This window comes from Burkholderia sp. AU31652 (assembly GCF_002223155.1).
Classification (GTDB): Bacteria; Pseudomonadota; Gammaproteobacteria; order Burkholderiales; family Burkholderiaceae; genus Burkholderia.
The window spans coordinates 154,107-180,994 of sequence record NZ_NKFG01000003.1 but is presented as its reverse complement, the minus strand read 5'-3'; the positions used below and the strand labels follow the sequence as shown (position 1 = coordinate 180,994).

Genomic DNA, 26,888 nt, shown 5'->3' with positions numbered 1-26,888 from the left:
CGTCCGACGCTCGTCAAGGGCGCCATGCTACCGCAACCTTTTGACGCGCGCGGACTCTGAAGACAGGCCCGCCAGCCGGCTGACAGCTTCCTGTCATGTTACCGATCAGTCACCGAACTGGCGATCGTTGACACACCGAAAAAGGCCTTTTGGTAAGATTGGCGCGGGTTCCGGCCCCGTCGACGCGTCTCCCCAGCCGTCGCACCACTGCCTTTTCCATGCAACGATACGACCTGATTGCCTGCCACGAATGCGACGCACTGTTGCATAAACCGCGCCTGAGCGGCCGCGAGATCGCGCGCTGTCCGCGCTGCGACGCGCTGCTCTATCGCAACAGCACCACGCAGATCGAGCGCATCACCGCGCTCGCGGTCGCGGCGCTCGTCACGTTCATCATCGCGCAGACGTTCCCGATCCTCGAAATGGACCTGAACGGCACGCGCGTGCAGACGACGCTGATCGGCGCGATCGACACGCTGTGGCATCAGGACATGGCGGTCGTCGGCGTGATGGTGTTCTGCTCGACCGTGCTGTTCCCGCTCGTCGAGATGGCCGCGCTGCTTTACGTGCTGCTGCCGATCCGCCGCGGCGTCGTGCCGCCGGGCCTGAACCTCGTGCTGCGCACGATCCAGCTCGTGCGGCCGTGGGGGATGATCGAGGTGTTCATGCTCGGCATCGTGGTCACGATCGTGAAGATGGTGAGCCTCGCGCGCGTCGTGCCCGACGCGGCGCTGTTCGCGTTCGGCGCGCTCACGCTGATGATCGCCGTCGTGCTGATGTTCGACCCGCGCACGGTGTGGGACATCGCCGACGACCTGCGCGCCGGCCGCTCGCCCGCGGGGCCCGACACCGCGGCGGCGCTGCCGGAAGCGCCCCGCCGATGACGACGCCGACCGCCGCCCGCGAGGGCTACGTCAGCTGCCACGCGTGCGGGCTCGTGCAGACGCTCGACCAACCGCACGCGCATTGCGCGCGCTGCGGCAGCGCGCTGCACGTGCGCACGCCGAACAGCATCATGCGCACGTGGGCGCTGCTGCTCGCGGCCGCGATCCTGTATATCCCGGCGAACCTGCTGCCGATCATGCGCACGTCGTCGATCGTCGGCTCCCAGGAAGACACGATCATGAGCGGCGTCATCTATTTCTGGACGTCCGGCGACTGGCCGCTCGCCGTCGTCGTGTTCGTCGCCAGCATCCTCGTGCCGATGCTCAAGCTCGGCGTGCTGCTGATCCTCGTGATCAGCGCGCAGCGCCGCGCCGCCTGGCGGCCGCTGCAGCGCACGCGCCTCTACCGGATCGTCGAACGCATCGGCCGCTGGTCGATGCTCGACATCTTCGTCGTGACGCTGACCGTCGCGCTCGTCCATTTTCGTTCGCTCGCCGTCATCACGGCCGGCCCCGGCGCGCTCGCGTTCGGTTCCGTCGTGATCCTGACGATGCTCGCATCGATGCAGTTCGATCCCCGCCTGATCTGGGATCCAGTCGAAACCTCAGGGAATCACCATGAATAGTCCACAAGGCCCGCAGCACGACGCGCCCCGGCCGCCCGATCCGACGATCTCGACGAAAAGCGGCTGGCTGCCGTCGCTCGTCTGGCTCGTGCCGCTGATCGCCGCGCTGATCGGCATCGGCCTCGTGATCAAGTCCGTACGCGAGCGCGGCCCGGAAATCACGATCAGCTTCCACAGCGCCGAAGGGCTCGAGCCGGGCAAGACCCAGGTCAAGTACAAGGACGTCGAGATCGGCATGGTCAAGACGATCAAGCTGTCGAAAGACCTGTCGCGCGTGCTCGTCCAGGTGCAGCTCAAGAAGGAAGCGGAGGATTTCGCGGTCAAGGGCTCGCGCTTCTGGATCGTGCGGCCGCGCGTCGGCGCGACCGGCGTGTCGGGGCTCGGCACGCTGCTGTCGGGCGCGTACATCGGCGTCGACGCCGGGCGCTCGGAGGATACGCTGACCGACTTCACGGGACTCGAGTCACCGCCCGCCGTCACGGGCGACCAGAAAGGCACGCAGTACGTGCTGCGCGGCGATTCGCTCGGCTCGGTCGACATCGGCTCGCCGGTCTACTACCGCCGCGTGCAGGTCGGCCAGGTGGTCGGCTTCTCGCTCGACAAGGACGGCACCGGCGTCACGTTCAACGTGTTCGTCAACGCGCCGTACAACCAGTACGTCGGCGTGAATTCGCGCTGGTGGCAGGCAAGCGGCGTGGACCTGCGGCTCGACTCGAGCGGCCTGAAGCTGAACACGCAGTCGCTCGCGACGGTGATCCTCGGCGGCATCGCGTTCCAGACGCCGCCGAACCAGGGCTCCGGCGCGACCGCGCCGAACAACACGACGTTCCGCCTCGCGTCCGACGAGGGCGACGCGATGCGCGACCCGGACGGCCAGCCACTGCAGGTCGTGATGAACTTCAACCAGTCGCTGCGCGGGCTCGCGGTCGGCGCGACGGTCGACTTCCGCGGCATCGTGCTCGGCGAAGTGACGAACATCGGCATCGACTTCGATCCGAAGACGAAGAACTTCCTGATGCCGGTGACGATGAACGTGTATCCGGAACGCCTCGGCCGCCGCTTCCGCGAAACGATCGAGAGCAAGGGCGAACCGGCCCGCCGCGAGATCGTCGAGCGGCTCGTCCAGCACGGGCTGCGCGGCCAGCTGCGCACCGGCAACCTGCTGACGAGCCAGCTGTACGTCGCGCTCGACTTCTTCCCGAAGGCGCCGGCCGTGAAGATCGACACGGCGCGCCAGCCGCTCGAGCTGCCGACCGTGCCGAACACGCTCGACGAGCTGCAGCTGCAGGTCGCCGACATCGCGAAGAAGCTCGACAAGGTGCCGTTCGACCAGATCGGCGCGAACCTGAACAGCGCGCTGTCGAACGCCGACAAGCTGTTCAAGCAGCTCGACACGCAGGTCGCGCCGGAAGCGCGCGACACGCTGTCGGCCGCGAAGCAGACCTTCTCGACCGCCGAAGCGACGCTGCAGCAGGATTCGCCGCTGCAGTCCGACGTGCGCGGTGCGCTGAAGGAGCTCACGCGCACGCTGCAATCGCTGAACGCGCTCGCCGACTATCTGGAGCGCCACCCCGAATCGCTGCTCAAGGGCAAGCCAGGAGATAAACAATGACGACGACACGCGTGAACGGTTTCGCGAGCGGCGCGGCGGCAGCTGTCGCCGCCCTCGCGCTCGCCGCGTGCAGCTCGCCGCCCGCGCGGTTCTACACGCTCAGCCCGGCCGATGCCGCGGCACCGCTGCGCACCGCGCCGGCCAACCCGGCGTTCCTGATCGAGGTGCCGTCCGTCGGCGTGCCCGAGCAGGTCGCGAAGAACCAGCTGGTCGTGCAGAAGAACGCCGCGCAGGTCGACGTGCTCGAGCAGGAACGCTGGGCGTCGCCGCCCGCCGACGAGATCCGTCGCGCGCTGTCGGACGATCTCGCCGCGCAGCTCGGCACGATCGACGTCGCGAACTCCGCGACCCCGCCCGGCGTGCCGGTGTACCGGATCAGCGTGAACGTGCAGCGCTTCGAGTCGTGGCCCGGCAAACGCGCGGCGGTCGACGCCGTGTGGAGCGTGCGCTCGCTCGCCACGCAGGCCGTGATGACCTGCCGCACGAGCGTCGCGGAACCGGTCGCCGACGGCTACGACGCGCTCGTCGCCGGCCACCGGCGCGCGCTCGACGTGATTGCCACGCAAGCCGCGGCCGGCGTGCGCGCGATGGCCGCGCGCCGCGGCACGGCGACTGCCACGGCGCCCGCTGCCGGCAGCAAGACGGCCGCCGCGCCGGTCGTGCCGTGCCCGGCCAACCCGACCTCCGGCGGCGACGCCGGCGCGACGGGCAAGTCCGGCGCGTAAGCGGGCGGCGCGCAGGCGAGCGCTCGACGGCGTGCTCGCCCGCGCGGTTTCGGGCGGCGTGACCGGGATCGTCGACGACGCGCTGGCCGCCGTCGGCGTTGCGGCGCCGCCCGCCTCCCGTCACGCTCATCGGCCAAACGGCCTCTTTACATTGTTTGTCAAAGTCGGCCGGAACCGGCGCCATGCGACACGGTCGGCTTGCGTTTTCCGGCCCGATTGACGATCCTACGCACTTTCCGGCTCGCGCCGTTCGTCGTGCGCGCCAGCCAGCGGCGCCGGGCCGCGTTCGGCCCGACCGCCGTGCCTCCCGGCGCCTGCACGCGATCGGCGTGCACCGCAGCGGGGCAGCCGCATCGCGGGTCGCCGCGCATCGTCCGGCAACCGGCCCCGTCTCACCCGTTCTCCCCGGCGCCGCGCCGTTTCCCCGGCCGGCAATCCGAACCCGCCCGCCGAGGGCTTTCGTTATTCCGTTTATGTTTCGTTCCCTGACGACCCTGATCAAGAAGTGGCGCGCGTCGCGCAATGCCGGTCACCAGCTCGATGCGCTGCTCGCGCACGCCGACGCCGATGCGTCGTACGCCGAGCGCAGCGAATGGCTGATCGAGCTCGCGCACTGGCTGCGCCGCACCGGCACGATGCAGGCCGCACCCGACGCGCCGGCCGATCGCGACGCCGATGCGCGCGCGTATCCGGCCCATGCGCGGTTGCGCTACCTGTTCCACGTGCTCGATCGCAATCCCGCGTGGAAAACCCACGCCGCGCGCATCCTGCGCGGCATCCTGCGCGAGTGCGACGGCATCTCGCTCCTGTGCGACGCCGGCATGCCCGTGCACTCGGGCTTCTTCGGCGCGCTGTTCGAGCGGATCGACGCGTCGCTGATCCCGCCCGCGCCGAACCGCCGCGAGCTGTCCGCGCTGTTCACGCTGATGTTCCCGACGCCGGAAGACGCGCAATGGATCGACGCGCTGCCCGACGATCTCCTCACGCGCCTCGCCGAGCTGATCTCGTTCGACGTCACCGACGAAGAGCGCCACGAGCCGGGCTCGTTCTCGCGCGACCTGCTGGCCGCGCTGCACAACCTGACCTGCCAGATCAGCTCGACCGGCCTGTCGCAGACGGTGCGCAGCCGGCTCTCCGACGACGACGCACGCAAGCCGCTCGAAACCCAGCCGTTCTACCGCCTCACGCGCGCGATGCTCGCGGTCGAGACCGCGCACGCGGCCGTCGAGGACGGCGGCGACCCGAGCAAATTGCTGCACGAGGTGAACTACCTGCGCGTGCTGCTCGACGAATGCCGGATCGCCGTCGACGACGTGTTCTCGCACCTGTACCGCAACGGCGTGTCGGTCGACATCGTGTTCCAGGTCGAACGGATGCGCATGCGCATCGTGCGCGCCGAGATGCTGCTGAACGCGTGGATGGCGCGCGACGACCTGCACGGCATGGCGCACCTGACGGCCGAGCTCATCGACGCGAACCACAACAGCCAGAGCGTGTCGCACCTCGTGCGCAGCAACTTCTCGCTGTTCGCGCGCAAGCTCGTCGAGACCAATGCGGACACCGGCGAGCACTACATCTCGCGTGGTCGCGCCGAGTACCTGAAGATGCTGCGGATGGCCGCGGGCGGCGGCCTCGTCACGGTCGTGACCGTGTGCGTGAAGTTCGCGATCACGGGCGCGCACCTGCAGTCGATGCTCGAAGGGCTGCTCGCGGGCGTCAACTACGCGGCCAGCTTCATGCTGATGCACTTCCTGCACTTCACGCTCGCGACCAAGCAGCCCGCGATGACCGCGCCGACCCTCGCGCGCGAGCTCGACGACACCGGCCACGAGGAAGGCGTGAAGGCGTTCGTCGCGTCGGTGATCGCGCTGATCCGCACGCAGGCCGCTGCCATTTCCGGCAACGTGCTCGTCGTGCTGCCCGTGTGCCTGCTGGTGCAGCTGTTCGCGGGCCACGTGATGCACGCGAACCTGATCTCGCCGGAGAAGGCGCACGCGACCCTGCACTCGTTCTCGCTGCTCGGCCCGACGCCGCTCTACGCGGCGCTGACCGGCGTGCTGCTGTGGGCGTCGAGCCTGCTCGCGGGCTGGGCCGACAACTGGTTCGTGCTGCACCGGGTCGGCGACGCGCTCACGTACAACCGCCGGCTGCGCCTCACGCTCGGTCAGGCCGGTGCCGCGAAGCTCGCGCACTTCTGCCGGTCGAACGTGGCCGGCGTGGTCGCGAACGTCGGGCTCGGCCTGATGCTCGGCCTCGTTCCGGCGATCGTCACCGTGTTCATGTTCCCGTTCGAGGTGCGGCACGTGACGCTGTCGGCCGGCTCGATCGGCATCGCGCTCGGCGTGCTGGGCAAGGATACGCTCGGCACGCCCGAGCTGTGGTGGGCCGGCGCCGGCGTGCTCAGCATGGCGATCCTCAACGTGCTCGTGAGCTTCGCGCTCGCGTTCACGATGGCCGTGCGCTCGCGCAGCCTGCGCCGGACCAAGGTGCGCGCGCTCGTCGCCGCGATCGTCCGCACGGTGCTGTCCAATCCGCTCGCGCTGTTCTGGCCGGGCAGCAGCCCAGCCGCGCGCGCCGGCCAGCCGGGCTCGCACTGAGCCCGCGGCGGCATGGCGGTGCCCGCCCGGGCGCAGCCGCACGGCCTGCCGGCACGCGTGTGGGGCGCCCCGGCCCGCGCCGCGGCACCGAAAGGCGACGCAACGCCGGCCCCGGCCGCCCGCGCCGCGTACAATAGTGGACTTTTGCACGTCCTCACCCGCCTTATGTCCTCGCCCACCCTGTACGAATTCTTTGCCCCCTGCCCGCGCGGCCTCGAAGCGGCGCTTGCCGCCGAGCTGGCCGAAATCGCCGGCCGCCACCTGAACGGCGCGCCGTTCACCGCGGGCGCGCAGGTGCCGGGCGGCGTCCACTTCAGCGGCGGCTGGGCCGCCGGCATGGCCGCGAACCTCCATTCGCGGATCGCGAGCCGGGTCCTGCTGAAGATCGCGCACCGCGCGTACCGCAACGAGCAGGACGTCTACGCGCTCGCGCTCGAGCAGCCGTGGGAGCGCTGGTTCGCGGCGACGCAGACGCTGCGCGTCGACATCACCGCGATCAAGTCCCCGCTGAAGAGCCTCGAATTCGCGACGTTGCGCGTGAAGGACGCGATCTGCGACCGGATGCGCGACAAGACCGGCGCGCGCCCCAGCATCGACACGGGTGCGCCGGACGTGCGCGTGTTCGCCTTCCTGACCGCGGGCGAGTGCACGCTGTACCTCGACACGTCGGGCGAGCCGCTGTTCAAGCGCGGCTGGCGTCTCGACAAGGGCGCGGCGCCGCTGCGCGAGAACCTCGCGGCCGGCATCCTGCGCCTGACGGGCTGGACGCCCGGCACGGCGCTGTACGACCCGATGTGCGGCAGCGGCACGTTCCTCGCGGAAGCCGCGCAGATCGCGCTCGGCGTGGCGCCGGGCGTCGAGCGCCGGTTCGGCTTCGAGAAGCTCAAGCAGTACGACATCACCGCGTGGCAGGGGCTGAAGGTCCCCGCGCTGGACGCGAAGCGCGCGGCGCGCGGCAAACGCGGCGAAGCGCTCGGCGTGTACGGCAGCGACATCTCCGGCGACATGCTCGAGAAGGCGCGCGCGAACCTCGAGCGTGCAGGCGTGCCGTCGGTATGGCTCAAGCAGGTCGACGCGCGCGGGATGACGCCGCCGTGCGACGGCCCGGGCATCATCCTCGCGAACCCGCCGTACGGCGAGCGGATCGAGGTGCGCGGCCGCAGCGCGCGCGGCGAGGTGCGCGAGACGGGCCGCAACCGCGGCAACGACGACGCCTTCCGCCGCACCCACACCGACGCACCCGACAGCGAGTTCTTCAACGCGCTCGGCGATGCGCTGAAGCAGCGCTTCACGGGCTGGCAGGCGTTCCTGCTGACGTCCGACCGTTCGCTGCCGGGCCAGCTGCGGCTGCGCGAATCGGCGAAGACGCCGCTGTTCAACGGCGCGCTCGAATGCCGGCTGTTCCGCTTCGACCTGATCGCCGGCAGCGTGAAGGCGCGCCCGGCCACGCCGGAAGGCGACGCGTAACCGGCATCATGATCGCCACGGGGCCGCCGCTGCGGCTCCGCTACGACAACCGGAACGCCGCCGTTACCGCACCCGCGGCAACGGCGGCGTTGCGTTTCAGTGCTTCGAGCACGCCCAGCGCCCCATCGTGAACGGCAGCGCCTGCCCCGTCTCGAGCAGCGTCTTCAGGCTCGACAGCACGACCGGCCAGCCGCCGCGAATCCCGCGATCCATCTCCGAACCCGGCACCAGCCCGTCGTGCGTGACCGTCAGCTTCACGACGCCCTCGTGCGGCTCGACGAGATAGGTCACGCGCGACGCCTCCCCCTCCCCTGACGGCGTACGCCACGTGACGACCAGCCGGTGCGGCGGATCGTTCTCGACCACTTCGCCGACGATGTCGACCCGCGACGGATCGTCGTAGTCCTGATGTTCCCAGCGCGAGCCCGGTCGCCAGTCGGGCGACGCGTTGCGGTGCCGCACCCAGTAGTCCTTCGTCAGCTCGGCGTTGGTGAGCGCATCGAACACACGCTCGGGCGTCGATGCAATGAACGTCACGTACACAAAGGCCGGATTACTCATCGTTGTCTCCCGATTCGCCGGCCGCTTCCAGCCCGCGCTTGAGGTCCGCCAGCGCCTGCAGCCGCTGACGCTCGAACTTGCCGATCCAGCGTTCCGCGATGTCGTGGATCGGCACCGGATTCAGGTAATGCAGCTTCTCCCGGCCGCGCCACGTCGTCGCGACGAGATTCGCGGCCTCGAGCACCGCGAGATGCTTGCTCACCGCCTGCCGGCTCATCGCGAGCCCGTCGCACAGCTCGGACAGGGTTTGCCCGCTTTTCGCGTGCAGCAAATCAAGCAACTGGCGGCGCGTGGCGTCGGCCAGCGCCTTGAAAACGAGATCCATGCCACTCCCGGGTCAATGGCCTTATTATGCAACCAATCAGTTGCATGTCAAGGGTGACAACTCTACTGACAATACGGTGTCAGCAGGCCGCGATCACACTGCAATCCCGGCGCAATGCAAGACCGGTTTCCGCACCGAATCCGAACAACAAACAACGCAACAAGGAGCTCGTCATGACGTCCGCAACTGCCACCGCCACCGTGGAACGCGCGATCGCGTGGTTCGACATTCCGTCCCTCGATTTCGACCGGGCGATCCGCTTTTACGAAACCGTGCTGCAGACGACGCTGCAGCGCGCAGTCATCGGCGGCGTGCCGATGGCCACGTTCGACCGCGACGCATCGAGCACGGGCGGCAGCATCGTGTTCGATCCGCAGCAGCTGAAGCCGAGCGCGAACGGCGTGCTCGTCTACCTGAACGCCGGCGAATCGGTCGTCGCGGCGCTCGAACGCGCGAAGCGCGCGGGCGGCGTCGTGCAGGGCTCGGTCGTCGAGCTGCCGAACAACTACGGCTACGTCGGCTACCTGATCGACACGGAAGGCAACCGCGTCGGCCTGCACGCGCCGAAATGCCACTGAGCGCAGCGGCCGTCGGGCCCGCGCGGCGCTATCATCGCGAAGTCCCCACTGCCGTTGGAATCGAGGTGCCGTCATGACGCGCCGTGCCGACCGCCTGTTCCAGATCGCCGAGCTGCTGCGCGGCCGTCGTCTCACGACCGCGCAGCAACTGGCCGACTGGCTGTCGGTGTCGCCGCGCACCGTCTACCGCGACGTGCGCGACCTGCAACTGTCAGGGGTGCCGATCGAAGGCGAAGCCGGCATCGGCTACCGGCTGAACCGCAACGCGAGCCTGCCGCCGCTCACGTTCACGGCCGAGGAGCTGGCGGCGCTCGCCACCGGCGCACGCATGCTCGAAACCTGGGGCGGTGCGCGCTTCGCGAGCGGCGCGCGCTCGGCGCTCGCGAAGATCGCGTCGGCGATGCCGGCCGACAAGCGCACGGCGCTCGACCGCCTGCCCGTGTTCGCGCCGTCGTTCCACATCGACGAGACGTTTTGCGCGAAAGTCGACGCGATCCACCAGGCCATCGACACGCGCCACGTCGTCAGCTTCGGCTACCGCGACCGGCTCGGCGCGCATTCGCAACGCCGCGTGTGGCCGCTCGGGCTCGTCTACTGGGGCGGGCGCTGGACGATCGGCGCGTGGTGCGAGCTGCGCGACGATTTCCGTACCTTCGACATCGCGCGGATGGGCGACATCACCGTGCACGAGCAGTTTCCGGACATGGAAGGGCGGCGGATCGCCGACTACATGCGGATCGCGGAAGCGCCGATGCGCTGACGCGGCACGACGGCGGGTGCGATGCGCGCCGCCGCCGTTCATCTTCCGGGCCGCCGTGCGGCGCCTAGCCGCCCCGCCCTACCCGCCGAACACCACCGTCCGCTTCGGCCGCTCGTCGACGTGCAGCGAGAACACGTCGGGCCGCGCGTAATGCCCGACCACGTCGAAGTCGTAGCGCGCCCGCACGAGTTCATCGGTATCGATGCGCGCGGTCACGAGCCCGGCTTCGCCGATCAGCGGCTCCGTCAGCAGGTCGCCGAGCGGCCCGACGATCACGCTACCGCCACGGATCAGCGGCCGCTCCGGATCCCAGCCCGGCACGTCGATGCCGAGCGCACGCGGCGACGGCTGCACCTGGCACGCGCTGACGACGAAGCAGCGCCCTTCGTGCGCGATGTGCCGCATCGAGCTCTGCCAGACGTCGCGCTCGTCGACGGTCGGCGCGCACCAGATCTGCACGCCCTTCGCGTACATCGCGCAGCGCAGCAGCGGCATGTGGTTCTCCCAGCAGATCGCGGCGCCCGCGCGGCCCGCGGCCGTGTCGACCACGGGCAGCGTCGAGCCGTCGCCCTGCCCCCAGATCAGCCGCTCGGTGCCGGTCGGCATCAGCTTGCGGTGCTTCGCGACGAGCCCGTCGCGCGGATCGAAGAACAGCGCCGTGCAGTACAGCGTGCTGCCGCCGCGCTCGATCACGCCGACCACGAGGCTCGCGCCCGTGCGCTGCGACAGCGCGGCCAGTTCGTCGGTTTCCGGCCCCGGCACGTCGATCGCCTGCGCGGCATAGCGCGCATACGCGTCGCGGCCTTCGGGCAGCCGGTAGCCGAGCCGCGTGCCGAAGATCTCGCCTTTCGGATAGCCGCCGAGCACGGCCTCGGGCAACACGACGAGCGACGCGCCGCTGTCGCGGATCGCGGTTTCGTAGCCGAGGATCGTGTCGAGCGTGGCACGCGTGCCGGCGGGCGATGCGCCGATCTGCAGCGCGGCGATGACTGACGTGGACATGAAGGCGTCTCCGGTGAATGGGGTAACGCCATCTTTATCGATAAGATGTCATCGATCAAATCGATAGAACGATAAGTGTCATGAATGCTGATGATATCGCCGGCCTCGACCTGAACCTGCTGAAAGTGTTCGAGGCGCTGTACGAGGAAGGCGGCGCGAGCCGCGCGGCGCTGCGGCTCGGCCTCACGCAGTCGGCGGTGAGCGCGGCGCTCGCGCGGCTGCGCGTGATCTATGCCGATCCGCTGTTCGTGCGCACCGGCCGCGGGCTCGCGCCGACGCCGCGCGCGGACGAGCTGAAGCCGATCCTGTCCGACGCGCTCGACCGCTGTCGCGAAAGCCTCGCGATCGCTGCCGACGGCGGCGAGCGCATCGGCCGCACGATCTCGATCGGGCTGTCGGACGACTTCGAGATCGCGCTCGGCCGCGCACTGATCGACGCCGTCGCGCGGGAAGCCGCCGGGATCCGGCTGATCTTCCGCCAGACGCACAGCGGCATCGCCGGCGACGCGCTGCTGCGACACGGCGTCGACCTCGCGATCGCGTCGGGCGGCTTCTCGGCGAACGGGCTCAGCCGGCGCGCGGTCGCGACGGGCGGCTACGCGTGCCTGATCGACCCGGCCGCCGGCCCGAAGCCGCCGCGCACACTCACGCTCGCCGATTTCCTGCGGCGCGACCACCTGCTCGTGTCGTCGGGCGGCGTGATCGGGATCGTCGACGAGGCGCTGGCCACGCTCGGCCACAAGCGGCGCGTCGCGGCGTCGACCACGCATTTCGCCGCGCTGCCGTACCTGCTCGCCGGCTCCGACGCGGTCGCGACGATTCCCGCGCACGCGGCGCGCGCGATCGCGCAATCCACCCCGCTGCGTGCGCTCGCGTGCCCGGTCGACTTGCCGCACTACCCGGTCGAAATCGGCTGGCGCACGAGCACGCAGCGCGACCCGGCGATCGTGCGCGTACGCGACACGATCGCCGCGTGCGTCGCCCATCTCGTCGCACCATGAAAAAGGCCCGACTGACTGGTGCCAGTCGGGCCTGCCCGGTCACGCTGCCCATGATTCGAAGCACACAGCCACGTCACTCGCACGTGCGTCATTCGACCGACTTCACCATGTCCTCGATGACCTTCTTCGCATCGCCGAACACCATCATCGTCTTGTCCATGTAGAACAGGTCGTTGTCGAGGCCCGCGTAGCCGGCCGCCATCGAGCGCTTGTTGACGATCACCGTGCGCGCCTTGTACGCCTCGATGATCGGCATCCCCGCGATCGGCGACGCCGGATCGTTCTTCGCGGCCGGGTTCACGACGTCGTTCGCGCCGAGCACCAGCACGACGTCGACCTGGCCGAATTCGCCGTTGATGTCCTCCATCTCGTGCACGATCTCGTACGGCACTTCCGCTTCCGCGAGCAGCACGTTCATGTGCCCGGGCATCCGCCCCGCGACCGGATGGATCGCGTACTTCACGTCGATGCCCTTGTCGACCAGCTTGTCGGTCAGCTCCTTCAGCGCGTGCTGCGCACGGGCCACGGCCAGCCCGTAGCCCGGCACGATCACGACCGTCTCCGCGTTGCCGAGCATGAACGACGCGTCTTCGGCCGAGCCCGCCTTCACCGGCCGCTGCTCCTTCGCGCCCGCCGCGCCACCCGCCGCCGCGTCGCCACCGAAGCCGCCGAGGAGCACGTTGAAGAACGAGCGGTTCATCGCGTGGCACATGATGTACGACAGGATCGCGCCCGACGAGCCGACGAGGGAGCCTGCGATGATCAGCATCGCGTTGTTCAGCGAGAAGCCGATGCCGGCCGCGGCCCACCCCGAATACGAGTTCAGCATCGACACGACCACCGGCATGTCCGCGCCGCCGATCGGGATGATGATCAGCACGCCGAGCGCGAACGCGATCGCCGTCATGATGATGAACGGCAGCCACGACTGCGTGATGAAGAACAGGATGCCGAAGCCGAGCATCGCGAGCGCGAGCATCAGGTTGAGCAGGTGCTGGCCCGCGTACACGACCGGCGCGCCCTGGAACAGCCGGAACCTGTATTTGCCCGACAGCTTGCCGAACGCGATCACCGAACCGGAGAACGTGATCGCGCCGACGAACGTGCCGATGAACAGCTCGACGCGGTTGCCGTACGGGATGAAGTTCGACGACACCGCGTCCTGCGGCACGAGCCCGAACGCTTCCGGCTCCGACACCACCGCGTACGCGATGCACACGGCCGCGAGACCGATCAGCGAATGCATCGCCGCGACGAGCTCCGGCATCTTCGTCATCTCGACGCGCGCGGCGACGAACGCCCCCACGCCACCGCCGACGATCAGCGCACCGAGCACGAGCGCGATGCCGAGCGGCAGGTTCGCGCCGAGCCACTCGGCCTGCTTGACGATCAGCGCGATCGTCGTGAGGATCGCGATGGCCATCCCGGCCATTCCGAACAGGTTGCCGCGCCGCGCGCTCTTCGGGTTCGACAGGCCCTTCAGCGCCTGGATGAAGCACACCGACGCGACGAGATACAGCAGCGTGACGACGTTCATGCTCATCGCGCGCCCTCCTTGCCGCCGTCGGCCGGCTTCGGCGCCTTCTTGCGGAACATCTCGAGCATGCGCCTCGTCACGAGGAAACCGCCGAACACGTTGACGGCCGCGAGCGCGACCGCGAGCGTGCCGAACACCTTGCCGGTCGTGCCGACGGTCAGCGCCGCCGCCAGCATCGCGCCGACGATCACGATCGCCGAGATCGCGTTGGTCACGGCCATCAGCGGCGTATGCAGCGCCGGCGTGACGTTCCACACCACGTGGTAGCCGACATACACGGCCAGCACGAAGATGATCACGTTGATCACCGTGTGATTGATGACTTCCATGGTCGCCTTCTCCCCGGTTACTTGCGCGCGACTTCGCTGTCGCGGCACAGGAGCGTCGCGGCGACGATGTCGTCGGTCAGGTCGATGTTCAGCGTGCCGTCCTTCGTGACGATCAGCTTCATGAAGTCGAGCAGGTTGCGCGCATACAGCGCCGACGCGTCCGCCGCGACCATCGACGCGAGATTCGTGTAGCCCGCGATCGTCACGCCGTCGTGCACGATCACCTGGTCGGCGACCGTCAGCGGACAGTTGCCGCTCTTGCGGCCGTCGAATTCCGGGCCGCGGCCGGCCGCGAGATCGACGAGCACCGAGCCCGGCTTCATCGACTGCACGGTTTCGACGGAGATCAAGGTCGGCGCCGGGCGCCCGGGAATCAGCGCGGTGGTGATCACGATGTCGGCCTGCTTCGCCCGCTCGTGCACCAGCGCGGCCTGGCGGCCGAGCCACGACGGCGGCATCGGGCGCGCGTAGCCGCCCACGCCCTGCGCCGCGTCGCGCTCTTCGTCGGTGTCGTACGGGACGTCGAGGAATTTCGCGCCGAGCGACTCGATCTGCTCCTTCACGGCCGGCCGCACGTCGGACGCCTCGATCACCGCGCCGAGGCGCTTCGCGGTCGCGATCGCCTGCAGGCCCGCGACGCCCGCGCCGAGAATCAGCACGCGCGCGGCCTTCACGGTGCCCGCGGCCGTCATCAGCATCGGAAAGAAGCGCGGATACAGCGCCGCAGCCACCAGCACGGCCTTGTAGCCCGCGATGTTCGCCTGCGACGACAGCACGTCGAGGCTCTGCGCGCGCGTCGTGCGCGGCGCGGCTTCGAGCGCGAAGGCCGTCACGCCGGCCGCGGCCAGCTTCGCCGCCTGCTCGCGGTCGAACGGCTCGAGCATGCCGACCAGCACCGAGCCGCGCTTGAGCAACGGCAGTTCGGCGTCGGTGGGCGCCTGAACCTTCAGCACGATGTCGACGTCGAACGCGGCCGACTGGCCGGTCAGTTCGGCACCGGCGGCCGCATAGGCGCCGTCGGGATAACTCGCGGCGACGCCGGCCCCTCTCGCGACGCTGACCCGATGCCCGGCCGCCGCGTATTTCTTCACGGTTTCCGGCGTCGCGGCCACCCGCGCCTCGTTCGCCCGCGTTTCGGCAGGCACGCCAATATGCATCGTCGGTCCCTCCGTCATCGTCAGTGTTTCGTTTCCTGCGTTTTCTACTGCGCAACGAGCCGGCAGGCTGACTACCGGCTCACGAGCGACGACACTCACCTTCCACTTTAGGCGAAAGCGAGGGCCGTACCAGCAGCTCCACACGGGCGCGCCTGATGGCGCGCCAGCCCGGCCGGCGTCGCCGCGCATCGGCAGGACAGACGAATTGCAAGGGTCGGATTCGTTTAGCGAGGTGACCGGCAGCGTTCGGGCGCAACCGGTAAAATGCCGAACCATGAAACCCGAAATCTGGACCCCGCATGTGACGGTCGCCGCGCTCGTCGAGCACGCCGGCCGCTTTCTCATGATCGAGGAAGAAACCTCGTCGGGCCTGCGCATCAACCAGCCGGCAGGCCATCTCGAAGCCGGCGAAACGCTGGCCGACGCCGTGATCCGAGAAACGCTCGAGGAAACCGCGCACCCGTTCACGCCCGACGCGCTCGTCGGCGTCTATCTCGCGCACTACGACCGCCCCGGCACCGCCGGCGCGACCTACCTGCGCTTCACGTTCTGCGGCACGGCCAGCGAGCCGATCGCGGGCCACGCGCTCGACGACGGCATCGTCCGCACGCTGTGGATGACCGCCGACGAGCTGCGCGCGTGCGGCGAGCGCCATCGCTCGCCCGCGGTGATGCGCTGCGTCGACGATTACCTCGCCGGGCGGCGCATTCCGCTCGATTTCGTGCACACGCATTCGGTCGCGCCGCGCCCCGAAGCATTCGAACGTCAGGCGGTCAACAAATGAGCAAGCGCCGTGTAGTGGTGGGCATGTCGGGCGGCGTCGATTCGTCGGTGACCGCTTGGCTGCTGAAGGAGCAGGGTTACGACGTGGTCGGCCTGTTCATGAAGAACTGGGAAGACGACGACGACGGCGAATACTGCTCGACGCGCCAGGACTGGATCGACGTCGTGTCGGTGGCCGATCTGATCGGCATCGACGTGGAAGCCGTCAACTTCGCGGCCGAATACAAGGACCGCGTGTTCGCCGAATTCCTGCGCGAATATTCGGCCGGCCGCACGCCGAACCCCGACGTGCTGTGCAACGCCGAGATCAAGTTCAAGGCGTTCCTCGATCACGCGATGTCGCTCGACGCGGAAATGATCGCGACCGGCCACTATGCGCGCGTGCGCGAGCGTGACGGGCGTTTCGAACTGCTGAAGGCCTTCGATCATACGAAAGACCAGTCGTACTTCCTGCACCGGCTGAACCAGGCGCAGTTGTCGAAGACGATGTTCCCGCTCGGTGAGATCCCGAAGACGAAGGTGCGCGAGATCGCCGCGCAGATCGGGCTGCCGAACGCGAAGAAGAAGGATTCGACCGGCATCTGCTTCATCGGCGAACGGCCGTTCCGCGATTTCCTGAACCGCTATCTGCCGACCCAACCCGGCCCGATGAAGACGCCGGACGGCAAGGTCGTCGGCGAGCACATCGGTCTCGCGTTCTACACGTTCGGCCAGCGCAAGGGCATCGGCCTCGGCGGCAGCAAGACCGGCAACGGCGATCCGTGGTTCGTCGCCGCGAAGGACATCGCGTCGAACACGCTGTACGTCGTGCAGGGCCACGATCATCCGTGGCTGCTGGCGCGCGAGCTGGTCGCGGGCAACGTGAGCTGGGTCGCCGGCGAACCGCCGGCCGAAGGTTTCGCGTGCGGGGCGAAGACGCGCTACCGGCAGGCCGACGCGGCGTGCGCATTCGGCGCCGCCACGTCCGGCCCGGCAGGCGAGGCGCGCTTCTCGCTCGCGTTCGACGACGCGCAGTGGGCCGTCACGCCCGGCCAGTCGGCCGTGCTGTACGACGGCGAGATCTGCCTCGGCGGCGGGATCATCGAATCCGCGCTGTCCGGCAACACGCAGGCGAACGCAGCACCGGCCCTCGCGCTCGCCCGCTGACGCGCCGCCGGCGCCGCGCAAGCGGGCGCCGGCCGGACGCGGCCCCGCCACTCACCGCATGTTCCGCACCGACGCGTCGTAGCGCTCGCGCGCCGCGTCCAGCTCGGGAAAATGGCGCTCGGCCCAGCGGTCGAGCGCCACGAGCGTCTCCACGAGCGACCCCGCCACCGCCGTCAACCGGTACTCGACGTGTGCGCGTCGCGCCGCCACCGCGATGCGTTCGATCAGCCCGTTGCGCTCCAGCTCGCGCAGCGTCTGCGTCAACACCTTCTGGGAAATCCCGCCGATACGCTTGAGCAGCTCGCCATTGCGCAGCGGCCGCTCGGCCAACGCCGGCAGGATCAGCAGCGACCACTTGCCGGCGACCAGCGCGAGCGCATCGCGCGCTGAGCAGTCCGCCGCGTAGACGTCGCCGGGAAATGCCATGGTTACCTCCGGGTGCGTGATTGCGCGGCCCCACCGCCGCCGGCCATCATCGTCGCACACTCCCGGAGCCCGCCATGCATGCGCTGATCGTCGTTGCCCATCCCGAACCGCAGTCGTTCAACGCCACCCTCGCCGGCACGGCGGCCGACGCCTGGCGCGCGGGCGGCCATGCCGTGACGGTCGCGAACCTGTATGGCGAGACATTCGACCCGTGCGAGGCACCGCGCCATTACGCGGATCGGCTCGATCCCACCTGCTTCGACGCGCAGCGCGAGCAGCGCCATCACTGGGAACGCGGCACGCTCGCGCCCGAGATCGCGCATCATGTCGGCCTGCTGAAGCAAGCCGATGCGCTGATCCTGCAGTTCCCGCTGTGGTGGTTCGGCGCGCCCGCGATCCTGAAGGGCTGGATGGATCGCGTGTTCGTCTACGGCGGCCTCTACAGCAGCCGGCAGCGCCACGATCGCGGCGTGCTGCATGGGCGGCGCGCGCTGCTGAGCGTCACGACCGGCTCGTCGGCCGCCGCCTGCGCGCCCAATGGCCGTGAAGGCGATACCCGCCTGCTGCTGTGGCCGATCATGTACGCGCTGCGCTACGTCGGCTTCGACGTGCTCGAACCGCACCTGGTCCACGACGTCCGCGGCGGCCTGGCAGGCGACGCCGCGCGACGACAGGACGCGCGCCTCGCACGCTGCCTCGTCGACTACCGCACGCGGCTGCGCGACTGGCCCGCATGGCCGCGCGTGCCGTTCAACCGCGACGAGGACTTCGACGACGACGCCAGGCTGAAACCCGGCACCCTGGCGTACAGCCCCTTCATTCGCCCGACCGAGGCCGGCCGGTAGCCGCCGGCTCGGCAACGCGAGCTTCACGACACCCGTAGTAGACTCTCGACCATCGTGGGCGCCGGCGGCGGCGGGTACGGCACGGGCAGCATGCCCGCCGGGCCTGCGCGATGCCTCGGGCGCCGACCTGCCGGCCGCCGCGCGATCCTGGCGACGTGACGGCCATCCAGACAATTACGATGGAGTCCCCATGTTTTCCCGACGCTATATCGCGATGTGGTGCGCGGTCCTGCTGTTCGTGGCCGTCGCGGCGCTCGCCGCCCGGCACACGATCGCGTGGCTGTGGCTCGTGATCCCGGCCGCGCTCGTCGCGCTCGGCCTGTACGACCTGAAGCAGGACCGCCACGCGATCCTGCGCAACTACCCGCTCTGGGGCCACTTCCGCTTCCTGTTCGAATTCATCCGACCTGAAATCCGCCAGTATTTCGTCGAGGACGACACCGACGAAAAGCCGTTCTCGCGTGCGCAGCGCAGCCTCGTCTACCAGCGCGCGAAGAACGTCGCCGACAACCGCCCGTACGGCACCGAGCTGAACGTGAAGGCCGTCGCGCACGAATGGATCAGCCATTCGCTCGCGCCGACGAAGCTGCCGAACCACGATTTCCGCATCCGCGTCGGCGCGAACCGCGCGCAACCGTATGACATTTCGATCTTCAACATCTCGGCGATGAGCTTCGGCTCGCTGTCCGCGAACGCGATCCGCTCGCTGAACCTCGGTGCGAAGAAAGGCGGTTTCGCGCACGACACGGGCGAAGGCTCGCTGTCGAAGTACCACCGCGAAAACGGCGGCGACATCATCTGGGAAATCGCGTCCGGCTACTTCGGCTGCCGCAACGACGACGGCACCTTCAACCCCGACAAGTTCGCGAAGCAGGCCGCCGATCCGCAGGTCAAGATGATCGAGGTGAAGCTGTCGCAGGGTGCGAAGCCCGGCCACGGCGGCGTGCTGCCGGCCGCGAAGATCACGCCGGAAATCGCCGAGACGCGCGGCGTGCCGATGGGCAAGGACTGCATCTCGCCGGCGACGCACTCGGAGTTCTCGACGCCGCGCGGGCTGCTCGAATTCGTCGACCGGCTGCGCACGCTGTCGGGCGGCAAGCCGACCGGCTTCAAGCTGTGCATCGGCCATCCGTGGGAATTCTTCGGGATCGCGAAGGCGATGCTCGAGACCGGCATCGTGCCGGACTTCATCGTCGTCGACGGCGCGGAAGGCGGCACGGGCGCGGCGCCGCTCGAATTCACCGACCACGTCGGCGTGCCGCTGCAGGAAGGGCTGCTGCTCGTGCACAACACGCTCGTCGGGATCGGCGTGCGCGATCGCGTGAAGCTCGGCGCGAGCGGCAAGATCATCACCGCGTTCGACATCGCGCGTACGCTCGCGATCGGCGCGGACTGGGTGAACTCGGCGCGCGGCTTCATGTTCGCGGTCGGCTGTATCCAGGCGCAGCACTGCCACACCGATCGCTGCCCGACCGGCGTCGCGACCCAGGACCCGGTGCGCCAGCGCGCGCTCGTCGTGCCCGACAAGGCCGAGCGCGTGTACAACTTCCACCGCAATACGCTGCATGCGTTGCAGGAACTCGTGCAGGCGGCCGGCCTCGCGCACCCGTCCGAGCTGCGCGCACATCACATCGTGCAGCGGGTCGCGCCGCATGAAGTGCGGCTGATGTCGCAGTTGCTGAAGTACCTGAAACCCGGTGCGCTGCTCGACGGCAACACCTGCGGCTTTACGCTGTACGACAAGTGGTGGCCGATTGCGCGCAGCGATTCGTTCACGCTCGGCGAAGCCGTGTACGCATCGATCGAATGACGCGGGCGACCGCCCCCGCCGCGGGGCGGCCCGGCAAAAAGAAAAGCGCCCCGCGGGGCGCTTTTCTTTTGTCTGCCGAATGGCGTGAAACGCGTGAAGCGCGTGAATGCGTCGCGTGCGGCTCAGCTCTGCGGCAGCGTGTCGGCGAACGACGGCCGCTGCAGCAGCTTCGCGAAGTGCTTGTCGAGGTTCGGGTGGCGATCGCGCCAGTTGAGCTCGGGCATCCGGAAGTCGAGATAGCCGAGCGCGCAGCCGAGTGCGATGTCGGCGAGCGTGTAATGATTACCGACGCACCACGTCTTGCCGCCGAGGCCCTGCGACATCGCGACGAGGCCGTCGTCGATCTTGCGTTGCTGGCGCGCGATCCAGCTCGCGCTGCGCTGCGCCTCGTCGCGCATCGTATGTTCGACGCGAATCGCGACCGCCGCGTCGATCACGCCGTCGCCCAGCGCTTCCCAGCACCGCACCTCGAGGCGCTCGCGGCCCGACGGCGGAATCAGCTTGCCGACCGGCGACAACGTATCGACATATTCGCAGATCACGCGGGAATCAAACACCGCGGCACCATCCTCCATCACGAGGCACGGGACCTTGCCGAGCGGATTCGAGGCATGAATATCCGTCTCCGGCGCCCACACGTTCTCGAGCTCCAGCTTGTAGTCGATCTTCTTTTCAGCCAGCACGATCCGCGCCTTGCGGACGTACGGGCTGCTGAGCGAACCGATTAATTTCATCATCTGCCTTTTTAAGGGAACCGCCGAGAGTATACGTTGTCGCCGATCATAACCGGCCAGCGTCGCGCGACAGAAAATCGCCCGGACGGCCTGTGGATGGTTTGCAACAACCGCCGCGCGGGCCTTCCAGGGCGGCTTCCCGCCCCCTCTCTCACGCACGGCGTCCCGCGGCGCTACAATCGCACGAATGAACGCGCCCCTCGATACCGCCATCGCCGTCGACGTCTACCGCCAGCGCCGTGAACGCGTGCTTGCCGCACTGCGTGCCGCCGGCGGCGGCGTCGCCATCGTCCCCACCGCGCCCGAAGTGCCGCGCAATCGCGATACGGACTATCCGTACCGGTTCGACAGCTACTTCCACTACCTGACAGGCTTCAGCGAGCCGGATGCCGTGCTCGTGCTGAACGCGGCCGCGCCGCACGGCGCGCCGGAGTCGATCCTGTTCTGCCGCGCCAAGAACGCCGACCGCGAAATCTGGGAAGGCTTCCATTACGGGCCCGAAGCCGCGCGCGATGCGTTCGGCTTCGACGCGGCGTTCGCGGTCGACGTGATCGATACCGAGATGCCGCGCCTGCTCGCCGACGCGGGCACCGTGCACTACCGGTTCGGTGCATCGGCCGACTTCGAGCGCCGGCTCGCGGGCTGGGTCGACGCGGTGCGCGCGCTGGCGCGCACGGGTGTCGCCGCGCCGGACGCGATGCTCGACCTCACGCCGCTGCTCGACGACATGCGGCTCGTGAAGGACGAGCACGAACTCGCGATCATGATGCGCGCCGCGCACATCTCCGCCCTTGCGCACCGCCGCGCGATGCAGGCGTGCCGCCCCGGCATCCGCGAATACGAACTCGAGGCCGAGCTGCTGTATGTGTTCCGCAAGCACGGCGCGCAGTCGCCCGCGTACGGCTCGATCGTCGCGGCCGGCGCGAACGCGTGCGTGCTGCACTACCCGGCCGGCAACACGGTCGCGCAAGATGGCGACCTGATCCTGATCGACGCCGCGTGCGAACTCGACGGCTACGCGTCGGACATCACGCGCACGTTCCCGGCCAACGGGCGCTTCTCGCCCGCGCAACGCACGCTGTACGACATCGTGCTCGCCGCGCAACAGGCCGCGATCGACGCGACGCGCGCCGGCGTGCCGTTCGAGGCGCCGCACGACGCCGCCGTGCGCGTGCTCGCGCAGGGGCTGCTCGACACCGGCATCATCCCGAAAACGCGCTTCTCGAACGTCGACGACGTGATCGCCGAGCGCGCCTACGCACGCTTCTACATGCATCGCACCGGCCACTGGATCGGCATGGACGTGCACGATTGCGGCGACTACCGCGAGCGGCTCGCCGAGCGTGACGGCAACGGCGCGCTGCCGTGGCGCACGCTGAAAGCCGGCATGACGCTGACGATCGAGCCCGGCCTGTACGTGCGCGCCGCCGACGACGTGCCGCCCGAGTACTGGAACATCGGCATCCGCATCGAGGACGACGCGATCGTGCGCGAGCACGGCTGCGAGCTGATCACGCGCGGCGTGCCCGTCGCGGCGGACGAGATCGAAGCACTGATGCGCGCGGGCGCATGACCGGCCGCCGCCGACCGTTACCTCCGTTTCACGAATCAAGATGACGACCGCCTCCTCCCCGGCCACGCCGGACTACGATCTCGCCATCGTCGGCGCGGGCCCCGTCGGGCTCGCGCTCGCCGGCTGGCTCGCGCGCCGCAGCGCCACGCAGCACGCATCGATCGCACTGATCGATGCACGCGAACCGGCCGCCAGCGCGAACGATCCGCGCGCGATCGCCGTGTCGCACGGCAGCCGCGTGCTGCTCGACACGCTCGCGTGGCCCGCCGACGCGACGCCGATCGAACATATCCACGTGTCGCAGCGCGGCCATTTCGGCCGCACGCTGATCGACCGCGACGAGCACGACGTCGCCGCGCTCGGCTATGTCGTGCGCTACGGCTCGCTCGTGCAGGCGCTCGCGGGCGCCGTGCGCGGCACGCGCGTCGACTGGCTCACGTCGACCACCGCGCGCGCGCCGCAGCAGGATGCCGACGGCGTCACGCTGACGCTCGACGGCCCGCAGGGCGAGCGCACGCTGCGCGCACGCGTCGTCATCAATGCCGAAGGCGGGCTGTTCCACGAACAGCAGGCCGACGCCGGCAAACATCGCCGCGACTACGGGCAGACCGCGATCGTCGGCACGGTCACGGTATCGGCGCCGCGCCCGAACGTCGCGTGGGAACGCTTCACGCACGAAGGCCCGCTCGCGCTGCTGCCGCTCGGCGGGCCGCGCCAGGCCGAGTACGCGCTCGTCTGGTGCTGCACGCCCGACGAAGCGGCGCGGCGCGCCGCGCTGCCCGACGATGCGTTCCTGCGCGAGCTCGGCCGCGCATTCGGCGAACGCATGGGCGACTTCGTCGCGATCGCGGGGCGCGCATCGTTCCCGCTCGGCCTGACCGCCGCGCAGACGCTCGTCAACGGCCGCGTGGCGATCGTCGGCAATGCCGCGCAGACCCTGCACCCCGTCGCAGGCCAGGGGCTCAACCTCGGGCTGCGCGATGCGCATACGCTCGTCGATACGCTGTCCGCGCAAGGCTTCGAGGCCACCGCGCTCGCCACCTTCAACGCGCGCCGCGCACTCGACCGGCGCTTCACGATCGGCGCGACCGACACGCTGGCACGCCTGTTCACGATCGACTCGGGCCCGCTCCCGCTGCTGCGCGGCGCGGCACTCACCGCGCTCGAGTTCGTGCCGCCGCTCAAGAAGGTGATCGCGCGACAGATGATGTTCGGCCAGCGCAACTGACCCGCGGCGCGCACAGTCGCGCCGCTCAAACCGGGTCAAATCGGCGGGGCATGGGAATACGGTAAAATGCGCGTTTCCGTCTGCCCTTCCCCTGCCCGCGCCCGCCGCGGGCGGCGCCATTGCGATGCCCGTTATCGGCCCTCACGTATTGCGTAACAACCTGTTCGTCGCCCCGATGGCCGGCGTGACGGATCGTCCGTTCCGCCAGCTCTGCAAGCGGCTGGGAGCCGGTTACGCCGTGTCCGAGATGGTCGCGTCCAACGCGCAGCTGTGGAAAAGCGCGAAGACGATGCGGCGCGCGAACCACGAAGGCGAGGTGGAACCGATTGCGGTCCAGATCGCCGGCGCCGATCCGGCGATGATGGCCGAAGCGGCCCGCTACAACGTCGACAACGGCGCGCAGATCATCGACATCAACATGGGCTGCCCGGCGAAGAAGGTCTGCAACGTCGCGGCCGGCTCCGCGCTGCTGCAGAACGAGCCGCTCGTGCAGCGCATCGTCGAGGCCGTCGTCGCGGCGGTCGGCACGGGGCCCGACGCGGTGCCCGTCACGCTGAAGATCCGCACCGGCTGGGATCGCGAGCACAAGAACGCGATCACGGTTGCGCGCCTGGCCGAAGCCGCCGGCATCTCGATGCTCACCGTGCACGGCCGCACGCGCGCCGACCTGTACCGCGGCGACGCCGAATACGACACCATCGCCGCCGTGAAGGCGGCCGTGCGGATTCCGGTGGTCGCGAACGGCGACATCACGTCGCCCGCGAAGGCGAAGGCCGTGCTCGACGCCACCGGCGCCGACGCCCTGATGATCGGTCGTGCCGCGCAAGGTCGGCCGTGGCTGTTCCGCGAAATCGATCATTTCCTGCAAACCGGCGAGCTGCTGCCCCCGCCGCGGATCGACGAGATCCAGCACGTGATGAACGAACACCTGGAAGACCACTACGCTTTCTATGGTGAATTCACGGGAGTCCGTACTGCGCGCAAGCACATCGGCTGGTACACTCGCGGCCTTTCCGGTGCCAACGGGTTCCGGCACAGGATGAACACGCTCGATTCCACCCGCGAGCAGCTCGCCGCCGTCAATGCATTCTTCGAGGCGCAAAAGGCGCTGTCGGACCACCTCGTCTACGTCGATGACGAAGAGGAAAACGGCCAGGGCGAGTCGGACGACCATAACCAGTTAGCAGCATGAGCAAGCACAACATCGAACAATGTGTCCGCGAGAGCCTGGACGTGTATTTCCGGGATCTAGACGGCTCCAATCCGCACGACGTCTATGAAATGGTGATGTCCTGCGTCGAAAAGCCGATGCTCGAGGTCGTGCTCGTACAGGCCGGCGGCAACCAGTCGCTCGCCGCGGAGTACCTCGGCATCAATCGCAATACGCTGCGCAAGAAGCTGCAGCAGCACGGCCTGCTGTAGGCGGCCGTCCCGTCCCCGTTTCCCTGGCTATTGGTGGTTCCATCATGATCAAGCAAGCGCTCATTTCCGTTTCCGACAAGACCGGCATCGTCGACTTCGCGAAGTCGCTGTCCGACCTCGGCGTCAAGCTGCTGTCGACGGGCGGCACCGCGAAACTCCTCGCCGACGCCGGCCTGCCCGTGACCGAAGTGGCTGATTACACGGGCTTCCCGGAAATGCTCGATGGGCGCGTAAAGACGCTCCACCCGAAGGTGCACGGCGGCATCCTCGCCCGCCGCGACCTGCCCGAGCACATGCAGGCGCTGGAACAGCACGGCATCCCGACGATCGACCTGCTCGTCGTGAACCTGTACCCGTTCGTCGCGACGATCGCGAAGGACGACTGCACGCTCGCCGACGCGATCGAGAACATCGACATCGGCGGCCCGACGATGCTGCGCTCGGCCGCGAAGAACCACCGCGACGTGACGGTCGTCGTCGATCCGGCCGACTACGCGGTCGTGCTCGATGAAATGAAGGCGAACGGCAACGCGGTCGGCTACGCGACCAACTTCCGCCTTGCGACGAAGGTGTTCGCGCACACCGCGCAATACGACGGCGCGATCACGAACTACCTGACGAGCCTGACCGACGAGCTGAAGCACGCGTCGCGCAACGCGTACCCGGCCACGCTGAACCTGGCGTTCGACAAGGTGCAGGACCTGCGCTACGGCGAGAACCCGCACCAGAGTGCCGCGTTCTACCGCGACCTCGCGACGCCGGCCGGCGCGCTGGCGAACTACCGCCAGCTGCAGGGCAAGGAACTGTCGTACAACAACATCGCCGACTCCGACGCGGCGTGGGAATGCGTGAAGACGTTCGACGCGCCGGCCTGCGTGATCATCAAGCACGCGAACCCGTGCGGCGTCGCAGTCGGCAACGATTCGGCCGACGCATACGCGAAGGCATTCCAGACCGACCCGACGTCGGCATTCGGCGGCATCATCGCGTTCAACCGCGAAGTCGACGAAGCGGCTGCCCAGGCCGTCGCGAAGCAGTTCGTCGAAGTGCTGATCGCACCGTCGTTCTCCGACGCCGCGAAGCAGGTGTTCGCCGCTAAGCAGAACGTGCGCCTGCTCGAGATCGCACTCGGCGAAGGCCATAACGCATTCGACCTGAAGCGCGTGGGCGGCGGCCTGCTCGTGCAGTCGCTCGATTCGCGCAACGTGCAACCGAGCGAGCTGCGCGTCGTCACGAAGCGCCAGCCCACCGCGAAGGAAATGGACGACCTGCTGTTCGCATGGCGCGTCGCGAAGTACGTGAAGTCGAACGCGATCGTGTTCTGCGGCAACGGCATGACGCTCGGCGTCGGCGCAGGCCAGATGAGCCGCGTCGATTCCGCGCGCATCGCGAGCATCAAGGCGCAGAACGCCGGCCTGACGCTGGCCGGTTCGGCAGTCGCATCGGATGCGTTCTTCCCGTTCCGCGACGGCCTCGACGTCGTCGTGGCAGCCGGCGCGACCTGCGTGATCCAGCCGGGCGGCTCGATGCGCGACGACGAAGTGATCGCGGCGGCCGACGAGCACGGCATCGCGATGGTCCTGACGGGCGTGCGCCACTTCCGTCACTGATCGCATGCGGCCCGCGCGGCCGCCGCACGACGACCCGGCGGCATCGCACCCGCCGGGTTTTTTATTGCACGGCGCCTTCGCGCACGACCGGGCGACCGGCTTGCCGCACCAATCGTTGTAGTATCGCTGCATCACGCCATTCTCCTCACT

At 68.9% G+C, this 26,888-nt stretch carries 26 protein-coding genes; 18 read left to right on the top strand and 8 right to left on the bottom strand.

Going from position 1 to position 26,888, the window contains the following annotated elements:
- The first annotated feature begins 218 nt into the window (after nucleotides 1-218).
- The 6 genes from CFB40_RS03475 (at nucleotide 219) to CFB40_RS03450 (ending at nucleotide 7,911) form a co-directional block, all read left to right on the top strand.
- A complete protein-coding gene (locus CFB40_RS03475) occupies nucleotides 219-884 on the top strand; it encodes a paraquat-inducible protein A (RefSeq protein WP_089424527.1) in 666 nt (221 codons plus the stop codon).
- Entirely contained in the window at nucleotides 881-1,510 is a 630-nt protein-coding gene (locus CFB40_RS03470) for a paraquat-inducible protein A (RefSeq protein ID WP_089424526.1), read from the top strand. The genes CFB40_RS03475 and CFB40_RS03470 overlap by 4 nt, the downstream gene beginning before the upstream one ends.
- Nucleotides 1,503-3,122 (top strand): PqiB family protein, encoded by a 1,620-nt coding sequence (locus tag CFB40_RS03465; RefSeq protein ID WP_089424525.1) that lies wholly within the window; start codon nucleotides 1,503-1,505, stop codon nucleotides 3,120-3,122. Before CFB40_RS03470 ends, CFB40_RS03465 begins: the two co-directional genes overlap by 8 nt.
- A complete protein-coding gene (locus CFB40_RS03460) occupies nucleotides 3,119-3,847 on the top strand; it encodes a PqiC family protein (protein WP_089424524.1) in 729 nt (242 codons plus the stop codon). The genes CFB40_RS03465 and CFB40_RS03460 overlap by 4 nt, the downstream gene beginning before the upstream one ends.
- 473 nt (nucleotides 3,848-4,320) lie before the next feature.
- Entirely contained in the window at nucleotides 4,321-6,444 is a 2,124-nt protein-coding gene (locus tag CFB40_RS03455; RefSeq protein WP_089430618.1) for a site-specific recombinase, read from the top strand.
- Nucleotides 6,445-6,609: 165 nt separating this feature from the next.
- On the top strand, nucleotides 6,610-7,911 hold the full coding sequence (locus CFB40_RS03450) for a THUMP domain-containing class I SAM-dependent RNA methyltransferase (protein ID WP_039361417.1): 1,302 nt from the start codon (nucleotides 6,610-6,612) through the stop codon (nucleotides 7,909-7,911).
- 96 nt (nucleotides 7,912-8,007) lie between these two features.
- Here the strand turns inward: CFB40_RS03450 and CFB40_RS03445 are convergent, their stop codons facing one another.
- Nucleotides 8,008-8,472, bottom strand: coding sequence for an SRPBCC family protein (locus tag CFB40_RS03445; RefSeq protein ID WP_089430617.1), 465 nt, complete (start codon nucleotides 8,470-8,472; stop codon nucleotides 8,008-8,010).
- The gene (locus CFB40_RS03440; protein ID WP_089430616.1) at nucleotides 8,465-8,797 is read right to left on the bottom strand and encodes an ArsR/SmtB family transcription factor; all 333 of its coding nucleotides are present in this window, start codon (nucleotides 8,795-8,797) and stop codon (nucleotides 8,465-8,467) included. Before CFB40_RS03440 ends, CFB40_RS03445 begins: the two co-directional genes overlap by 8 nt.
- Nucleotides 8,798-8,970: 173 nt before the next feature.
- On the opposite strand from CFB40_RS03440, the gene CFB40_RS03435 reads away from it, so the two are divergent.
- Nucleotides 8,971-9,375, top strand: coding sequence for a VOC family protein (locus CFB40_RS03435; protein ID WP_089424518.1), 405 nt, complete (start codon nucleotides 8,971-8,973; stop codon nucleotides 9,373-9,375).
- Nucleotides 9,376-9,448: 73 nt separating this feature from the next.
- Nucleotides 9,449-10,135, top strand: a complete 687-nt coding sequence (locus CFB40_RS03430) for a helix-turn-helix transcriptional regulator (protein ID WP_069746174.1) — start codon at nucleotides 9,449-9,451, stop codon at nucleotides 10,133-10,135.
- 78 nt (nucleotides 10,136-10,213) lie between these two features.
- Here CFB40_RS03430 and CFB40_RS03425 read toward each other — a convergent pair whose 3' ends face one another.
- Complete coding sequence (locus tag CFB40_RS03425) at nucleotides 10,214-11,137, bottom strand: carbon-nitrogen hydrolase family protein (RefSeq protein WP_046544957.1); 924 nt, start codon at nucleotides 11,135-11,137, stop codon at nucleotides 10,214-10,216.
- A gap of 80 nt (nucleotides 11,138-11,217) precedes the next feature.
- Here CFB40_RS03425 and CFB40_RS03420 point away from each other — a divergent pair, with 80 nt between their 5' ends.
- Nucleotides 11,218-12,138, top strand: coding sequence for a LysR family transcriptional regulator (locus tag CFB40_RS03420; protein WP_089430615.1), 921 nt, complete (start codon nucleotides 11,218-11,220; stop codon nucleotides 12,136-12,138).
- An 88-nt stretch (nucleotides 12,139-12,226) separates the two neighbouring features.
- Here CFB40_RS03420 and CFB40_RS03415 read toward each other — a convergent pair whose 3' ends face one another.
- Genes CFB40_RS03415 through CFB40_RS03405 form a run of 3 tightly spaced genes read right to left on the bottom strand, consistent with a single transcriptional unit; the run spans nucleotide 12,227 to nucleotide 15,161 of the window.
- On the bottom strand, nucleotides 12,227-13,681 hold the full coding sequence (locus CFB40_RS03415) for an NAD(P)(+) transhydrogenase (Re/Si-specific) subunit beta (protein WP_089430614.1): 1,455 nt from the start codon (nucleotides 13,679-13,681) through the stop codon (nucleotides 12,227-12,229).
- Complete coding sequence (locus tag CFB40_RS03410) at nucleotides 13,678-14,004, bottom strand: NAD(P) transhydrogenase subunit alpha (RefSeq protein ID WP_089424514.1); 327 nt, start codon at nucleotides 14,002-14,004, stop codon at nucleotides 13,678-13,680. The genes CFB40_RS03415 and CFB40_RS03410 overlap by 4 nt, the downstream gene beginning before the upstream one ends.
- A gap of 17 nt (nucleotides 14,005-14,021) precedes the next feature.
- Nucleotides 14,022-15,161: a Re/Si-specific NAD(P)(+) transhydrogenase subunit alpha gene (locus CFB40_RS03405; protein ID WP_089431340.1), complete on the bottom strand. Its 1,140-nt coding sequence runs from the start codon at nucleotides 15,159-15,161 to the stop codon at nucleotides 14,022-14,024.
- A gap of 274 nt (nucleotides 15,162-15,435) precedes the next feature.
- Here CFB40_RS03405 and CFB40_RS03400 point away from each other — a divergent pair, with 274 nt between their 5' ends.
- Nucleotides 15,436-15,945: an NUDIX hydrolase gene (locus tag CFB40_RS03400; protein ID WP_089424513.1), complete on the top strand. Its 510-nt coding sequence runs from the start codon at nucleotides 15,436-15,438 to the stop codon at nucleotides 15,943-15,945.
- On the top strand, nucleotides 15,942-17,090 hold the full coding sequence (gene mnmA, locus CFB40_RS03395; protein ID WP_089430613.1) for a tRNA 2-thiouridine(34) synthase MnmA: 1,149 nt from the start codon (nucleotides 15,942-15,944) through the stop codon (nucleotides 17,088-17,090). Before CFB40_RS03400 ends, mnmA begins: the two co-directional genes overlap by 4 nt.
- A 51-nt stretch (nucleotides 17,091-17,141) precedes the next feature.
- Here the strand turns inward: mnmA and CFB40_RS03390 are convergent, their stop codons facing one another.
- Nucleotides 17,142-17,516: a winged helix-turn-helix transcriptional regulator gene (locus tag CFB40_RS03390; RefSeq protein ID WP_089424511.1), complete on the bottom strand. Its 375-nt coding sequence runs from the start codon at nucleotides 17,514-17,516 to the stop codon at nucleotides 17,142-17,144.
- A gap of 74 nt (nucleotides 17,517-17,590) precedes the next feature.
- On the opposite strand from CFB40_RS03390, the gene CFB40_RS03385 reads away from it, so the two are divergent.
- Nucleotides 17,591-18,361, top strand: a complete 771-nt coding sequence (locus CFB40_RS03385; protein ID WP_089430612.1) for an NAD(P)H-dependent oxidoreductase — start codon at nucleotides 17,591-17,593, stop codon at nucleotides 18,359-18,361.
- A gap of 190 nt (nucleotides 18,362-18,551) precedes the next feature.
- A complete protein-coding gene (locus CFB40_RS03380) occupies nucleotides 18,552-20,171 on the top strand; it encodes an FMN-binding glutamate synthase family protein (RefSeq protein ID WP_089424509.1) in 1,620 nt (539 codons plus the stop codon).
- Between the two features lie 122 nt (nucleotides 20,172-20,293).
- Here CFB40_RS03380 and CFB40_RS03375 read toward each other — a convergent pair whose 3' ends face one another.
- On the bottom strand, nucleotides 20,294-20,908 hold the full coding sequence (locus CFB40_RS03375) for a glutathione S-transferase family protein (protein WP_089430611.1): 615 nt from the start codon (nucleotides 20,906-20,908) through the stop codon (nucleotides 20,294-20,296).
- Nucleotides 20,909-21,092: 184 nt separating this feature from the next.
- Here CFB40_RS03375 and CFB40_RS03370 point away from each other — a divergent pair, with 184 nt between their 5' ends.
- The 5 genes from CFB40_RS03370 (at nucleotide 21,093) to purH (ending at nucleotide 26,738) form a co-directional block, all read left to right on the top strand.
- Nucleotides 21,093-22,478 (top strand): aminopeptidase P N-terminal domain-containing protein, encoded by a 1,386-nt coding sequence (locus tag CFB40_RS03370; RefSeq protein WP_089430610.1) that lies wholly within the window; start codon nucleotides 21,093-21,095, stop codon nucleotides 22,476-22,478.
- Between the two features lie 40 nt (nucleotides 22,479-22,518).
- Nucleotides 22,519-23,706, top strand: a complete 1,188-nt coding sequence (locus tag CFB40_RS03365; RefSeq protein ID WP_089430609.1) for a UbiH/UbiF/VisC/COQ6 family ubiquinone biosynthesis hydroxylase — start codon at nucleotides 22,519-22,521, stop codon at nucleotides 23,704-23,706.
- A 124-nt stretch (nucleotides 23,707-23,830) separates the two neighbouring features.
- Complete coding sequence (gene dusB / locus CFB40_RS03360) at nucleotides 23,831-24,898, top strand: tRNA dihydrouridine synthase DusB (protein WP_006497523.1); 1,068 nt, start codon at nucleotides 23,831-23,833, stop codon at nucleotides 24,896-24,898.
- Nucleotides 24,895-25,128: a Fis family transcriptional regulator gene (locus CFB40_RS03355; RefSeq protein WP_006476892.1), complete on the top strand. Its 234-nt coding sequence runs from the start codon at nucleotides 24,895-24,897 to the stop codon at nucleotides 25,126-25,128. The genes dusB and CFB40_RS03355 overlap by 4 nt, the downstream gene beginning before the upstream one ends.
- Before the next feature lie 44 nt (nucleotides 25,129-25,172).
- Nucleotides 25,173-26,738, top strand: a complete 1,566-nt coding sequence (purH, locus tag CFB40_RS03350; protein WP_089430608.1) for a bifunctional phosphoribosylaminoimidazolecarboxamide formyltransferase/IMP cyclohydrolase — start codon at nucleotides 25,173-25,175, stop codon at nucleotides 26,736-26,738.
- The last annotated feature ends 150 nt before the right edge of the window (nucleotides 26,739-26,888 follow it).